Raw genomic sequence first — 13,434 nt, forward strand, 5'->3', positions numbered from 1 at the left:
GCTGGCTGTTTTACGCGTATGACAGGATACGGAGGACGGTTGTGGCGCACGTCTTCGGTGAACGCACTCTGGCCACACTGGAGCGTCTTCTGAGCCTGCTGTCGGCCTTTGAGGTCGTGGTATGGATGACGGATGGCTGGCCGCTGTATGAATCACGCCTGAAGGGAAAGCTGCACGTTATCAGCAAGCGTTACACTCAGCGCATTGAGCGACATAATCTGAATCTGAGACAACATCTGGCAAGGCTGGGACGGAAGTCACTGTCGTTCTCAAAATCGGTGGAGCTGCATGACAAGGTCATCGGGCATTATCTGAACATAAAACACTATCAGTAAGTTGGAGTCATTACCCTTTTTCTACGCTGCGTATAAATCGCATCCATCACAAAAATTGCCAGCGCCACCCAAATAAAGGCGAAGGTCACCATCTTATCGGCACCCGGTTTTTCACCATAAAACGTCACTGCCAACAGGAACATCAGCGTCGGGCCAATATACTGGAAGAAGCCTAACGTGGAGAGACGCAGGCGTGTAGCAACTGCGGTAAAACACAACAGCGGTACGGTGGTGACAATACCGGCGGCGATCAGCAGCAAATTCAGCAACATCGGGTTTTGCCCCATATGGCTGGTTGAGCTGTCGGCAATAGCAAACAGATAAATCGCCGCCACGGGCAGCAGCCACATGGTTTCGATTAACATGCCGGTTTGCGCTTCAACGGCAATTTTCTTGCGTACCAGTCCGTAGAAGGCAAAACTAAACGCCAGCCCCAGCGCGATGATTGGCAGCGAACCAAAAGTCCACAACTGAACCAACACGCCACATATCGCCAGAATCACCGCCAGCCATTGCATCCGGCGGAATCGCTCGCCGAGGAAAATCATCCCCAGCACAATGTTCACCAGCGGGTTAATAAAGTAACCAAGGCTCGCTTCCAGCATATGGTGATTGTTCACCGCCCAGATAAACAGTAGCCAGTTGCCACCAATCAGCACGGCAGAGACTGCCAGCATAAAAATTTTCTGTGGCGTCTGAATCAGCGTTTTTAAATAGGACCACTGGCGGCAAATGCTCATCAGCACCACCATAAAGAAAAACGACCAGATCACGCGATGCGTCAGGATCTCATCGGCGGGCACGTAGTAAATCAGCTTGAAGTATGCTGGCGCAATACCCCAAATAAAATAAGCGGCAAGAGCGAGTAATACGCCCTGCCGCGTTTGTTTTGCATCCATCGGGAATACTCATTTTTAATTGGTAACAGCAGTTTACCTGCTTTTATGTCTTCAACCTACCATATAGGTGGCGGTGGCACTGGCAATATAAAGCTGTTCTTCATTGTGTAATTCAACGCGGGCGACGGCGACTTTATTGCCTGCACGCAACAGGCTACTGGTAGCAGTAAAACGCTCGCCCCTGCCTGGGCGCAGATAATCAACGCGAAGATCAATGGTCCCCATCCGCGATAGCCGCTGGCGTAGTTCATCTTCACTGATGGTTTCGTGGCGGGTTAAGGTACTTCCCACGCACACCAGACCGGCGGCGACATCCAGCGCCGACGCAATGACTCCGCCGTGCAAAATGCTTTGCGCCCAGTTACCCACCATCATCGGCTGATTTTTAAAGGCCAGCTGTGCGAACTCTTTTTCGTAACGCTCCAGCTCCATCCCTAACGCGCGGTTAAATGGCATGTGATAAACAAACATCTCACCCACTAATTTCAGGGCTTGTTCAGCGGTCAGTACGGCAGACATATCATCCTTACACTTCATTGGTTAATGAAATGTTGATTTTATGCTTCTTTGTTGTTAGTTTCTACTTTAGGAAGGGATAACTAACGGCAATGGAGTTAAGTATGTAAAATAGCCCGCAGAAAAACATTCACCTTATCAATAATTCGTTACGGAGAACACGACCGATGCGGACTCTGCAGGGCTGGTTGTTGCCGGTGTTTATGTTGCCTATGGCAGTATATGCACAAGAGGCAACGGTGAAAGAGGTGCATGACGCGCCAGCGGTGCGTGGCAGTATTATCGCCAATATGCTGCAGGAGCATGGCAATCCGTTCACGCTCTATCCTTATGACACTAACTACCTCATCTACACCCAAACCAGCGATCTGAACAAAGAAGCGATTGCCAGTTACGACTGGGCGGAAAATGCGCGTAAGGATGAAGTAAAGTTTCAGTTGAGCCTGGCATTTCCACTGTGGCGTGGGATTTTAGGCCCGAACTCGGTGTTGGGTGCGTCTTATACGCAAAAATCCTGGTGGCAACTGTCCAATAGCGAAGAGTCTTCACCGTTTCGTGAAACCAACTACGAACCGCAATTGTTCCTCGGTTTTGCCACCGATTACCGTTTTGCAGGTTGGACGCTGCGCGATGTGGAGATGGGGTATAACCACGACTCTAACGGGCGTTCCGACCCGACCTCCCGCAGCTGGAACCGCCTTTATACTCGCCTGATGGCAGAAAACGGTAACTGGCTGGTAGAAGTGAAGCCGTGGTATGTGGTGGGTAATACTGACGATAACCCGGATATCACCAAATATATGGGTTACTACCAGCTTAAAATCGGCTATCACCTCGGTGATGCGGTGTTGAGTGCGAAAGGACAGTACAACTGGAATACCGGTTACGGCGGCGCGGAGTTAGGCTTAAGTTACCCGATCACCAAACATGTGCGCCTTTATACTCAGGTTTACAGCGGCTATGGCGAATCGCTCATCGACTATAACTTCAACCAGACCCGTGTCGGTGTAGGAGTTATGCTAAACGACTTGTTTTGATGAACGGTTGAGTGGTTGGCAAATCTGGAACCCAGCATCCAGGATTACCCTCTCAGAGACTAAAAGCATTGCAGTTTCTCGCGCAGGCGCTGAAAATAGCGCCTGTTTTTATTTCAGGCAATCGGGGTGAATGTGGCGCAGGCGGAAGTGTTGAATCTGGAGTCCGGAGCTAAACAGGTTTTACAAGAAACCTTTGGCTACCAACAGTTTCGCCCCGGCCAGGAAGAAATTATCGACACTGTGCTTTCCGGTCGCGATTGCCTGGTCGTCATGCCCACCGGTGGCGGAAAATCCCTTTGCTATCAAATTCCTGCCTTATTGCTAAACGGCCTTACCGTGGTTGTTTCACCGCTGATTTCGTTGATGAAAGATCAGGTGGATCAACTGCAAGCCAACGGCGTGGCGGCGGCGTGCCTTAACTCGACGCAAACCCGCGAGCAGCAACTTGAAGTGATGACAGGCTGCCGCACCGGGCAAATTCGTCTGCTTTATATCGCCCCGGAACGCCTGATGCTGGATAACTTTCTTGAGCATCTGGCGCACTGGAATCCGGTGTTATTAGCCGTTGATGAAGCGCACTGTATCTCCCAATGGGGCCACGATTTCCGCCCGGAATATGCCGCGCTTGGTCAGTTACGCCAGCGTTTCCCGACCCTGCCGTTTATGGCGCTGACTGCCACAGCCGACGACACCACGCGCCAGGATATCGTGCGCTTGCTGGGGCTGAACGATCCGCTGATTCAAATCAGCAGTTTTGACCGTCCGAATATTCGCTACATGCTGATGGAGAAGTTCAAACCGCTCGATCAGTTGATGCGCTACGTGCAGGAACAGCGCGGTAAGTCAGGCATTATCTACTGCAACAGCCGCGCGAAAGTAGAAGACACCGCTGCGCGCCTGCAAAGCAAGGGAATTAGCGCGGCGGCCTATCATGCTGGGCTGGAAAATAATGTTCGCGCCGACGTGCAGGAAAAATTTCAGCGCGATGACCTGCAAATTGTGGTGGCGACGGTGGCGTTCGGCATGGGCATCAATAAACCAAACGTTCGCTTCGTGGTCCACTTTGATATTCCGCGCAATATCGAATCCTATTATCAGGAAACCGGTCGCGCCGGGCGTGATGGCCTGCCCGCGGAAGCGATGCTGTTTTACGATCCGGCCGATATGGCGTGGCTGCGCCGTTGCCTGGAAGAGAAGCCGCAGGGGCAGTTACAGGATATCGAACGTCATAAACTCAATGCGATGGGCGCTTTTGCCGAAGCGCAAACTTGCCGTCGTCTGGTATTGCTGAACTATTTTGGCGAAGGGCGGCAAGAGCCGTGCGGGAACTGCGATATCTGCCTCGATCCGCCGAAACAGTACGACGGTTCAACCGATGCTCAGATTGCCCTTTCCACCATTGGTCGTGTGAATCAGCGGTTTGGGATGGGTTATGTGGTGGAAGTGATTCGTGGTGCTAATAACCAGCGTATCCGCGACTATGGTCATGACAAACTGAAAGTCTATGGCATGGGCCGTGATAAAAGCCATGAACATTGGGTGAGCGTGATCCGCCAGCTGATTCACCTCGGCCTGGTGACGCAAAATATTGCCCAGCATTCTGCCCTACAACTGACAGAGGCCGCGCGCCCGGTGCTGCGCGGCGAATCCTCTTTGCAACTTGCCGTGCCGCGTATCGTGGCGCTCAAACCGAAAGCGATGCAGAAATCGTTCGGCGGCAACTATGATCGCAAACTGTTCGCCAAATTACGCAAACTGCGTAAATCGATTGCCGATGAAAGTAATGTCCCGCCGTACGTGGTGTTTAACGACGCAACCTTGATTGAGATGGCTGAACAGATGCCGATCACCGCCAGCGAAATGCTCAGCGTTAACGGCGTTGGGATGCGCAAGCTGGAACGCTTTGGTAAACCGTTTATGGCGCTGATTCGTGCGCATGTCGATGGCGACGACGAAGAGTAGTCAGCAGCATAAAAAAGTGCCAGGATGAAGACTCCGTAAACGTTTCCCCCGCGAGTCAAATGTATGTTGATGTTATTTCTCACCGTCGCCATGGTGCACATTGTGGCGCTTATGAGCCCCGGTCCCGATTTCTTTTTTGTCTCTCAGACCGCTGTCAGTCGTTCCCGTAAAGAAGCGATGATGGGCGTGCTGGGTATTACCTGCGGCGTTATGGTTTGGGCAGGGATTGCGTTGCTTGGCCTGCATTTGATTATCGAAAAAATGGCCTGGCTGCATACGCTGATTATGGTTGGCGGTGGCCTGTATCTCTGCTGGATGGGTTACCAGATGCTACGCGGTGCACTGAAAAAAGAGGCTGTATCTGCGCCTGCACCACAGATTGAGCTGGCGAAAAGCGGGCGCAGTTTCCTGAAAGGTTTACTGACCAATCTCGCTAATCCGAAAGCGATTATCTACTTTGGCTCGGTGTTCTCATTGTTTGTCGGAGATAACGTTGGCACTACCGCGCGCTGGGGCATTTTTGCGCTGATCATTGTCGAAACACTGGCGTGGTTTACCGTCGTTGCCAGCCTGTTTGCCCTGCCGCAAATGCGCCGTGGTTATCAACGTCTGGCGAAGTGGATTGATGGTTTTGCCGGGGCGTTATTTGCCGGATTTGGCATTCATTTGATTATTTCGCGGTGATGCCAGACGCGTCTTCAGAGTAAGTCGGATAAGGCGTTTACGCCGCATCCGACATTATTTTTCACGCATGCCTCGCCGATGCTAACAGCGCTCCCACCAGCATAAACAACGAGCCGAAAATCTTATTCAGCGCCTTCATCTGCTTTGGTCCTTTAATCCATAGAGCAATCCGTTGAGCAAGGGTGGCGTAACCGATCATCACAATAATATCGACTACAATAGTGGTGACGCCGAGCACGATATACTGCATCAGTTGCGGCTGCTGTGGCATGATGAATTGCGGAAATAGCGCCGCCAGAAACACAATACTTTTGGGATTGGTGAGATTCACAAAAACTGCGCGCTGGAACAAATGTCGACGCGATTGAGTAGAGGCCAGCGATTTAAGGTCAATTGCACCAGCGGCGCGCCACTGCTGGATTCCCAGCCAAATCAAGTAAGCCGCGCCTGCCCACTTCAACACTTCAAACGCAATCACTGAGCGGGAAAATAGCGTCCCCAACCCCACGCCAACCAGCACAATATGAATCGCCAGTCCGGTCTGAAGCCCAGCAATAGACGCCACCGCGCCGCGATAACCGTGGTTGAGCGAGGTGGTCATAGTGTTGATTGCACCAGAGCCTGGCGACAGGCTTAAAATGATCGATGTCAGCAGGTAGGCAAACCACCATTCTAAGGTCATGATGAACTCCCGGTGTGTCTATTTTTGTGCCACAATACGCTACTGTCGCAGCGTTGTGTCAGGCACGCTAAAAAAAAAACGATTTTACGTGGTTTAAGAGGCAGATTACCCGATGTTTCAGCAGCAAAAAGACTGGGAAACAAGAGAAAACGCGTTTGCTGCTTTTACCATGGGACCGCTGACTGATTTCTGGCGTCAGCGTGATGAAGCAGAGTTTACTGGTGTGGATGACATTCCGGTGCGCTTTGTCCGTTTTCGCGCACAGCACCATGACCGGGTGGTAGTCATCTGCCCGGGGCGTATTGAGAGCTACGTAAAATATGCGGAACTGGCCTATGACCTGTTCCATTTGGGGTTTGATGTCTTAATCATCGACCATCGCGGGCAGGGACGTTCCGGTCGCCTGTTAGCCGATCCGCATCTCGGGCATGTTAATCGCTTTAATGATTATGTTGATGATCTGGCGGCATTCTGGCAGCAGGAGGTCCAGCCCGGTCCGTGGCGTAAACGCTATATACTGGCACATTCGATGGGCGGTGCGATCTCCACATTATTTCTGCAACGCCATCCAGGTGTATGTGACGCCATTGCGCTAACTGCGCCAATGTTTGGGATCGTGATTCGTATGCCGTCATTTATGGCACGGCAGATCCTCAACTGGGCCGAAGCGCATCCACGTTTCCGTGATGGCTATGCAATAGGCACCGGGCGCTGGCGCGCGTTGCCGTTTGCTATCAACGTACTGACCCACAGCAGACAGCGATATCGACGTAACTTACGCTTCTATGCTGATGACCCAACGATTCGCGTCGGTGGGCCGACCTACCATTGGGTACGCGAAAGTATTCTGGCTGGCGAACAGGTGTTAGCCGGTGCGGGTGATGACGCCACGCCAACGCTTCTCTTGCAGGCTGAAGAGGAACGCGTGGTGGATAACCGCATGCATGACCGTTTTTGTGAACTCCGCACCGCCGCGGGCCATCCTGTCGAAGGAGGACGGCCGTTGGTAATTAAAGGTGCTTACCATGAGATCCTTTTTGAAAAGGACGCAATGCGCTCAGTCGCGCTCCACGCCATCGTTGATTTTTTCAACAGGCATAACTCACCCAGCGGAAACCGCTCTACAGAGGTTTAAATTTCTTATGTACCAGGTTGTTGCGTCTGATTTAGATGGCACGTTACTTTCTCCCGACCATACGTTATCCCCTTACGCCAAAGAAACTCTGAAGCTGCTCACCGCGCGCGGCATCAACTTTGTGTTTGCGACCGGTCGTCACCACGTTGATGTGGGGCAAATTCGCGATAATCTGGAGATTAAGTCTTACATGATTACCTCCAATGGTGCGCGCGTTCACGATCTGGATGGTAATCTGATTTTTGCTCATAACCTGGATCGCGACATTGCCAGCGATCTGTTTGGCGTAGTCAACGACAATCCGGACATCATTACTAACGTTTATCGCGACGACGAATGGTTTATGAATCGCCATCGCCCGGAAGAGATGCGCTTTTTTAAAGAAGCGGTGTTCAAATATGCGCTGTATGAGCCTGGATTACTGGAGCCGGAAGGCGTCAGCAAAGTGTTCTTCACCTGCGATTCCCATGAACAACTGCTGCCGCTGGAGCAGGCGATTAACGCTCGTTGGGGCGATCGCGTCAACGTCAGTTTCTCTACCTTAACCTGTCTGGAAGTGATGGCGGGCGGCGTTTCAAAAGGCCATGCGCTGGAAGCGGTGGCGAAGAAACTGGGCTACAGCCTGAAGGATTGTATTGCGTTTGGTGACGGGATGAACGACGCCGAAATGCTGTCGATGGCGGGGAAAGGCTGCATTATGGGCAGTGCGCACCAGCGTCTGAAAGACCTTCATCCCGAGCTGGAAGTGATTGGTACTAATGCCGACGACGCGGTGCCGCATTATCTGCGTAAACTCTATTTATCGTAATCGTTCTTTATTTGGTCAGTTGTCAACCTGATACTTCGCTACAATGGATACTCGTTAATCAAAGAGTTTTCCATTGTGGCGCTACTTATCATCACCACGATTCTGTGGGCCTTCTCCTTTAGCTTTTATGGCGAGTACCTTGCGGGGCACGTCGATAGCTATTTTGCGGTGCTGGTGCGCGTTGGCCTGGCGGCACTCGTTTTTCTGCCGTTTCTGCGTACCCGTGGCAATAGCCTGAAAACAGTCGGCCTGTATATGCTGGTGGGCGCGATGCAGCTCGGCGTGATGTATATGCTGAGTTTCCGCGCTTATCTCTATCTGACGGTTTCCGAACTGCTGCTGTTCACCGTACTGACGCCGCTCTACATCACGCTGATTTATGACATCATGAATAAGCGCCGTTTGCGCTGGGGATATGCTTTTAGTGCCTTGTTGGCGGTGATTGGTGCCGGGATTATTCGCTATGATCAGGTCACCGACCATTTCTGGACTGGCTTGTTGCTGGTGCAACTCTCCAATATCACTTTTGCCATCGGCATGGTGGGTTACAAACGCCTGATGGAAACTCGCCCGATGCCGCAGCATAACGCCTTTGCGTGGTTCTATCTTGGCGCGTTCCTGGTGGCGGTAATTGCATGGTTCTTGCTGGGAAATGCGCAGAAAATGCCGCAAACCACGTTGCAATGGGGCATTCTGGTGTTTCTTGGCGTGGTGGCTTCCGGGATTGGCTACTTTATGTGGAACTACGGCGCGACGCAGGTGGACGCCGGAACGCTGGGAATTATGAATAATATGCACGTTCCGGCAGGGCTGCTGGTAAACCTGGCTATCTGGCACCAACAGCCGCACTGGCCAACGTTTATTACAGGCGCGCTGGTGATCCTGGCCTCACTGTGGGTGCATCGTAAGTGGGTCGCTCCGCGCTCTTCACAAACGGCAGATGATCGCAGGCGTGATTGCGCGCTGAGCGAATAAACGCTTCCGTAACTGGCTGACGCTGCTCGCCATCGCGCACGGCGGCGTACAGTCGGCTCCACAAGCCTTCGCCCAGGGTTTTGGTCACCACCAGACCCTGGCGCTCAAAACTCTCTACTACCCAATGCGGTAGCGCGGCAATACCCATCCGCGCGGCAACCATCTGAATCAACAATAAGGTGTTATCGACGCTTTTCAGTGACGGACTGACGCCTGCCGGCTGAAGAAAATGCCGCCAGACATCCAGTCGACTACGCTGCACCGGATAAATTAATAGCGTCTCGCTGGCGAGATCTTCCGGTGTAATACGCGTTTTTGCCGCCAGTGGATGGTCAGGTGCTAACACCAGACGCACTTCATAGTCGAACATCGGCGAATAATGCAGACCACTGCGCGGCAGAATATCGGACGTCATTACCAGATCCAGCTCTCCCTGTTGCAAGGCGGGCTGCGGGTCAAATGTCACGCCCGATTTAAAGTCCATCTCGACCTGCGGCCAGTTCTTATGGAAATTTTCTAACGCGGGCGTCAGCCACTGTATACAGCTATGGCACTCAATGGCAATGCGCAGACGCGTCTGCTGCGGTTCATTGCAGGCTTGCAGTGCCTGGCTAATTTGTGGCAGCACCTGGTTTGCCAGTTGCAACAGGATTTCTCCCTGCGGTGTAAAGCGAAGCGGCTGGCTTTTACGCACAAATAGCCGGAAGCCAAGGCGTTGTTCCAGATCGCTAAACTGGTGAGACAGGGCGGATTGCGTCTGATGCAACGTCGCCGCAGCGGCTGCGAGTGAGCCGCAGTTCCGCAACGCTTGTAGCGTTTTCAGATGTTTTACTTCGATCATGAAAGTCCTTCACTTCGGCATGAATAATTTGCGCTTGAGGAATATACAGTAACCGCCAATTATGGATGTGTAAACATCTGGACGGCTAAAATCCTTCGTCTTTTAAATTTATGGTGCGTTGGCTGCGTTTCTCCACCCCGGTCACTTACTTCAGTAAGCTCCCGGGGATGAATAAACTTGCCGCCTTCCCTAAATTCAAAATCCATAGGATTTACATATAATTAGAGGAAGAAAAATGACAATATTGAATCACACCCTCGGTTTCCCTCGCGTTGGCCTGCGTCGCGAGCTGAAAAAAGCGCAAGAGAGTTATTGGGCAGGGAACTCCACGCGTGAAGAACTGCTGGCGGTAGGGCGTGAATTGCGTGCTCGTCACTGGGATCAACAAAAGCAAGCGGGTATCGACCTGCTGCCGGTGGGCGATTTTGCCTGGTACGATCATGTACTGACCACCAGTCTGCTGCTGGGTAACGTTCCGGCGCGTCATCAGAACAAAGATGGTTCGGTAGATATTGACACCCTGTTCCGTATTGGTCGTGGACGTGCGCCGACTGGCGAACCTGCGGCGGCAGCGGAAATGACCAAATGGTTTAACACCAACTATCACTACATGGTGCCGGAATTCGTTAAAGGCCAACAGTTCAAACTGACCTGGACGCAGCTGCTGGAGGAAGTGGACGAGGCGCTGGCGCTGGGCCACAACGTTAAGCCTGTGCTGCTGGGGCCGGTTACCTGGCTGTGGCTGGGGAAAGTGAAAGGTGAACAGTTTGACCGCCTGAGCCTGCTGAACGACATTCTGCCGGTTTATCAGCAAGTGCTGGCAGAACTGGAGAAACGCGGCATCGAGTGGGTACAGATTGATGAACCCGCGCTGGTACTGGAACTACCACAGGCGTGGCTGGACGCATACAAACCCGCTTACGACGCGCTCCAGGGACAGGTGAAACTGCTGCTGACTACCTATTTTGAAGGCGTTACGCCAAATCTCGACACGATTACTGCGCTGCCTGTTCAGGGACTGCATGTGGACCTTGTACATGGTAAAGATGGCGTTGCTGAACTGCACAAGCGCCTGCCTTCTGACTGGCTGCTGTCTGCGGGACTGATCAATGGTCGTAACGTCTGGCGCGCCGATCTTACTGAGAAATATGCGCAAATTAAGGACATTGTCGGCAAACGTGATTTGTGGGTGGCATCTTCCTGCTCGTTGCTGCACAGCCCCATCGACCTGAGCGTGGAAACGCGTCTTGATGCAGAAGTGAAAAGCTGGTTTGCCTTCGCCTTACAAAAATGCCATGAACTGGCACTGCTGCGCGATGCGCTGAAAAGTGGTGACACGGCAGCTCTGGCAGAGTGGAGCGCCCCAATTCAGGCGCGTCGTCACTCTACTCGTGTACATAATCCGGCGGTAGAAAAGCGTCTGGCGGCGATCACCGCCCAGGACAGCCAGCGTGCGAATGTCTATGAAGTGCGTGCTGAAGCCCAGCGTGCGCGTTTTAAACTGCCAGCGTGGCCGACCACCACGATTGGTTCCTTCCCGCAAACCACGGAAATTCGTACCCTGCGTCTGGATTTCAAAAAGGGCAATCTCGACGCCAACAACTACCGCACGGGCATTGCGGAACATATCAAGCAGGCCATTGTTGAGCAGGAACGTTTGGGACTGGATGTGCTGGTACATGGCGAGGCCGAGCGTAATGACATGGTGGAATACTTTGGCGAGCACCTCGACGGATTTGTCTTTACGCAAAACGGTTGGGTACAGAGCTACGGTTCCCGCTGCGTGAAGCCACCGATTGTTATTGGTGACGTTAGTCGCCCGGCACCGATTACCGTGGAGTGGGCGAAGTATGCGCAATCTCTGACTGATAAACCGGTGAAAGGGATGCTGACTGGCCCGGTGACCATTCTCTGCTGGTCGTTCCCGCGTGAAGATGTCAGCCGTGAAACCATCGCCAAACAAATTGCGCTGGCGCTGCGTGATGAAGTGGCGGACCTGGAAGCCGCAGGAATTGGCATCATCCAGATTGATGAACCGGCGCTGCGCGAAGGTTTACCGCTGCGTCGTAGCGACTGGGATGCATATCTCCAGTGGGGCGTGGAGGCCTTCCGTATCAACGCCGCCGTGGCGAAAGATGACACACAAATCCACACTCACATGTGTTATTGCGAGTTCAACGACATCATGGATTCCATTGCGGCACTGGATGCAGACGTCATCACCATCGAAACCTCGCGTTCCGACATGGAGTTGCTGGAGTCGTTTGAAGAGTTTGATTATCCGAATGAAATCGGTCCAGGCGTCTATGACATTCACTCGCCAAACGTACCGAGCGTAGAATGGATTGAAGCCTTGCTGAAGAAAGCGGCAAAACGCATTCCGGCAGAGCGCCTGTGGGTCAACCCGGACTGTGGCCTGAAAACGCGCGGCTGGCCAGAAACCCGCGCGGCACTGGCGAACATGGTGCAGGCGGCGCAGAATTTGCGTCGGGGATGATGAATATTAACGAGTCACTGTAAATTGCAGTACGATGAAAGAGGCAAAACTGCCTGATACCAGGCCTACATAATTTATGCAATTTATTGAATTTTTGAGTTTTGTTGGCCGGACAAGGCGTTCACGCCGCATCCGGCATGAACAACGCGCACTTTGCCAATAATCTGATGGCTTCCATCACCGGAAGCCATTTTGCTATCTGCGCCCGTTCAGATACAGAAATAACCGAATCATTTTTACGCAAAATATAATCCTGAGCGATTTGTTCAGTAATCAACGCTACGTTATTTATTCTCACTTTTCACGAAATTGTATCCCTTTTCAGTAACGTGGTAGTGAGGCATAGACTTATGTCCGCTATCCTCAATAATAACCAAACCCTCGTTAGCTAATTTGTTAACAATGTTAACAACATTACCGAATCCTGGAATTTGCCTTATGGATAGTGTGCGATCGAGATTCATCCAGTTCCAGTTTATATCTTTCTCAGCCATAACTTTCAGTACGTTAATTTCAGTTTCAGTTATCATAGTCAAGTGCATCCTGGTGGTATAAGTCATTAAGTTCTCCCTTAAGTTTATAATCTTCTAGAGTAGCAGTATGCGTATGATTCCAGAGTGCATAGCCTGCGTCACCATCAGGTTGTCCTGTTTCCCAACCAAGATTACAGTAACGCTGATATTCCCGACACTCATGAGTATAGAAGTTAGGTAATGACTCCAACTTATTGATAGTGTTTTATGTTCAGATAATGCCCGATGACTTTGTCATGCAGCTCCACCGATTTTGAGAACGACAGCGACTTCCGTCCCAGCCGTGCCAGGTGCTGCCTCAGATTCAGGTTATGCCGCTCAATTCGCTGCGTATATCGCTTGCTGATTACGTGCAGCTTTCCCTTCAGGCGGGATTCATACAGTGGCCAGCCATCCGTCATCCATATCACCACGTCAAAGGGTGACAGCAAGCTCATAAGACGCCCCAGCGTCGCCATAGTGCGTTCACCGAATACGTGCGCAACAACCGTCTTCCGGAGCCTGTCATACGCGTAAAACAGCCAGCGCTG

The 13,434-nt window shown here is 52.1% G+C and carries 13 protein-coding genes and 2 pseudogenes; 8 read left to right on the forward strand and 7 right to left on the reverse strand.

The features are described from left to right. Window positions 1–335 (forward strand): annotated as a pseudogene (locus BFF42_RS01490) (IS1-like element IS1X2 family transposase); the annotation flags it as partial. Here the strand turns inward: BFF42_RS01490 and rarD are convergent. Together rarD and yigI are read right to left on the reverse strand one after the other, a co-directional pair. Then, window positions 329–1,234 carry an EamA family transporter RarD gene (rarD, locus tag BFF42_RS01495; RefSeq protein ID WP_039060447.1) on the reverse strand — a complete coding sequence of 302 codons (906 nt, stop codon included), beginning with the start codon at window positions 1,232–1,234 and terminating at the stop codon, window positions 329–331. The pseudogene BFF42_RS01490 and the gene rarD overlap by 7 nt on opposite strands. Before the next feature lie 51 nt (window positions 1,235–1,285). Continuing rightward, entirely contained in the window at window positions 1,286–1,753 is a 468-nt protein-coding gene (gene yigI, locus BFF42_RS01500; protein WP_001277142.1) for an acyl-CoA thioesterase YigI, read from the reverse strand. Window positions 1,754–1,917: 164 nt separating this feature from the next. Between yigI and pldA the strand changes: the two genes are divergently transcribed. The 3 genes from pldA to rhtC all read left to right on the forward strand — a co-directional run bounded on the left by pldA (window position 1,918) and on the right by rhtC (window position 5,433). Further along, window positions 1,918–2,787, forward strand: coding sequence for a phospholipase A (gene pldA / locus BFF42_RS01505; RefSeq protein ID WP_001259706.1), 870 nt, complete (start codon window positions 1,918–1,920; stop codon window positions 2,785–2,787). A gap of 132 nt (window positions 2,788–2,919) precedes the next feature. Next, window positions 2,920–4,749: an ATP-dependent DNA helicase RecQ gene (recQ, locus tag BFF42_RS01510; protein ID WP_000035581.1), complete on the forward strand. Its 1,830-nt coding sequence runs from the start codon at window positions 2,920–2,922 to the stop codon at window positions 4,747–4,749. Between the two features lie 63 nt (window positions 4,750–4,812). Further along, window positions 4,813–5,433, forward strand: a complete 621-nt coding sequence (gene rhtC, locus BFF42_RS01515) for a threonine export protein RhtC (protein WP_000928821.1) — start codon at window positions 4,813–4,815, stop codon at window positions 5,431–5,433. Between the two features lie 61 nt (window positions 5,434–5,494). Here the strand turns inward: rhtC and rhtB are convergent, their stop codons facing one another. Continuing rightward, window positions 5,495–6,115 carry a homoserine/homoserine lactone efflux protein gene (gene rhtB, locus BFF42_RS01520; RefSeq protein WP_000171710.1) on the reverse strand — a complete coding sequence of 207 codons (621 nt, stop codon included), beginning with the start codon at window positions 6,113–6,115 and terminating at the stop codon, window positions 5,495–5,497. A gap of 112 nt (window positions 6,116–6,227) precedes the next feature. Here rhtB and pldB point away from each other — a divergent pair, with 112 nt between their 5' ends. The 3 genes from pldB (at window position 6,228) to bioP (ending at window position 9,033) form a co-directional block, all read left to right on the forward strand. Continuing rightward, window positions 6,228–7,250, forward strand: a complete 1,023-nt coding sequence (pldB, locus tag BFF42_RS01525) for a lysophospholipase L2 (RefSeq protein WP_000487654.1) — start codon at window positions 6,228–6,230, stop codon at window positions 7,248–7,250. Between the two features lie 7 nt (window positions 7,251–7,257). Further along, window positions 7,258–8,058, forward strand: coding sequence for a sugar/pyridoxal phosphate phosphatase YigL (yigL, locus tag BFF42_RS01530; protein ID WP_000285352.1), 801 nt, complete (start codon window positions 7,258–7,260; stop codon window positions 8,056–8,058). Window positions 8,059–8,133: 75 nt separating this feature from the next. Further along, window positions 8,134–9,033: a biotin transporter gene (bioP, locus tag BFF42_RS01535; protein ID WP_001196225.1), complete on the forward strand. Its 900-nt coding sequence runs from the start codon at window positions 8,134–8,136 to the stop codon at window positions 9,031–9,033. Here the strand turns inward: bioP and metR are convergent. Beyond that, a complete protein-coding gene (gene metR, locus BFF42_RS01540) occupies window positions 8,921–9,874 on the reverse strand; it encodes an HTH-type transcriptional regulator MetR (RefSeq protein ID WP_000573621.1) in 954 nt (317 codons plus the stop codon). The two genes, bioP and metR, sit on opposite strands and share 113 nt — an antisense overlap. A gap of 235 nt (window positions 9,875–10,109) precedes the next feature. Here metR and metE point away from each other — a divergent pair, with 235 nt between their 5' ends. Further along, entirely contained in the window at window positions 10,110–12,371 is a 2,262-nt protein-coding gene (metE, locus tag BFF42_RS01545; RefSeq protein ID WP_000153926.1) for a 5-methyltetrahydropteroyltriglutamate--homocysteine S-methyltransferase, read from the forward strand. 121 nt (window positions 12,372–12,492) lie between these two features. Here the strand turns inward: metE and BFF42_RS28080 are convergent, their stop codons facing one another. The 3 genes and pseudogenes from BFF42_RS28080 to BFF42_RS01560 all read right to left on the reverse strand — a co-directional run. Then, a complete protein-coding gene (locus BFF42_RS28080) occupies window positions 12,493–12,615 on the reverse strand; it encodes a hypothetical protein (protein WP_001230617.1) in 123 nt (40 codons plus the stop codon). A gap of 40 nt (window positions 12,616–12,655) precedes the next feature. Next, window positions 12,656–12,901, reverse strand: a complete 246-nt coding sequence (locus tag BFF42_RS01550; RefSeq protein ID WP_000627421.1) for a hypothetical protein — start codon at window positions 12,899–12,901, stop codon at window positions 12,656–12,658. Window positions 12,902–13,095: 194 nt separating this feature from the next. Beyond that, window positions 13,096–13,434, reverse strand: a pseudogene (locus BFF42_RS01560) (IS1-like element IS1B family transposase); the annotation flags it as partial.

Source organism: Shigella sp. FC1661 (assembly GCF_001712525.1).
Lineage (GTDB): Bacteria > Pseudomonadota > Gammaproteobacteria > Enterobacterales > Enterobacteriaceae > Escherichia > Escherichia coli.

Excerpts from the sequence above, each read along its gene's own strand:
- rarD (WP_039060447.1), bottom strand. The coding sequence starts at position 1,234 with ATGGATGCAAAACAAACGCGGCAGGGCGTATTACTCGCTCTTGCCGCT.
- yigI (WP_001277142.1), bottom strand. The coding sequence starts at position 1,753 with ATGTCTGCCGTACTGACCGCTGAACAAGCCCTGAAATTAGTGGGTGAG.
- pldA (WP_001259706.1), top strand. The coding sequence starts at position 1,918 with ATGCGGACTCTGCAGGGCTGGTTGTTGCCGGTGTTTATGTTGCCTATG.
- rhtC (WP_000928821.1), top strand. The coding sequence starts at position 4,813 with ATGTTGATGTTATTTCTCACCGTCGCCATGGTGCACATTGTGGCGCTT.
- rhtB (WP_000171710.1), bottom strand. The coding sequence starts at position 6,115 with ATGACCTTAGAATGGTGGTTTGCCTACCTGCTGACATCGATCATTTTA.
- pldB (WP_000487654.1), top strand. The coding sequence starts at position 6,228 with ATGTTTCAGCAGCAAAAAGACTGGGAAACAAGAGAAAACGCGTTTGCT.
- yigL (WP_000285352.1), top strand. The coding sequence starts at position 7,258 with ATGTACCAGGTTGTTGCGTCTGATTTAGATGGCACGTTACTTTCTCCC.
- metR (WP_000573621.1), bottom strand. The coding sequence starts at position 9,874 with ATGATCGAAGTAAAACATCTGAAAACGCTACAAGCGTTGCGGAACTGC.
- metE (WP_000153926.1), top strand. The coding sequence starts at position 10,110 with ATGACAATATTGAATCACACCCTCGGTTTCCCTCGCGTTGGCCTGCGT.
- BFF42_RS01550 (WP_000627421.1), bottom strand. The coding sequence starts at position 12,901 with ATGATAACTGAAACTGAAATTAACGTACTGAAAGTTATGGCTGAGAAA.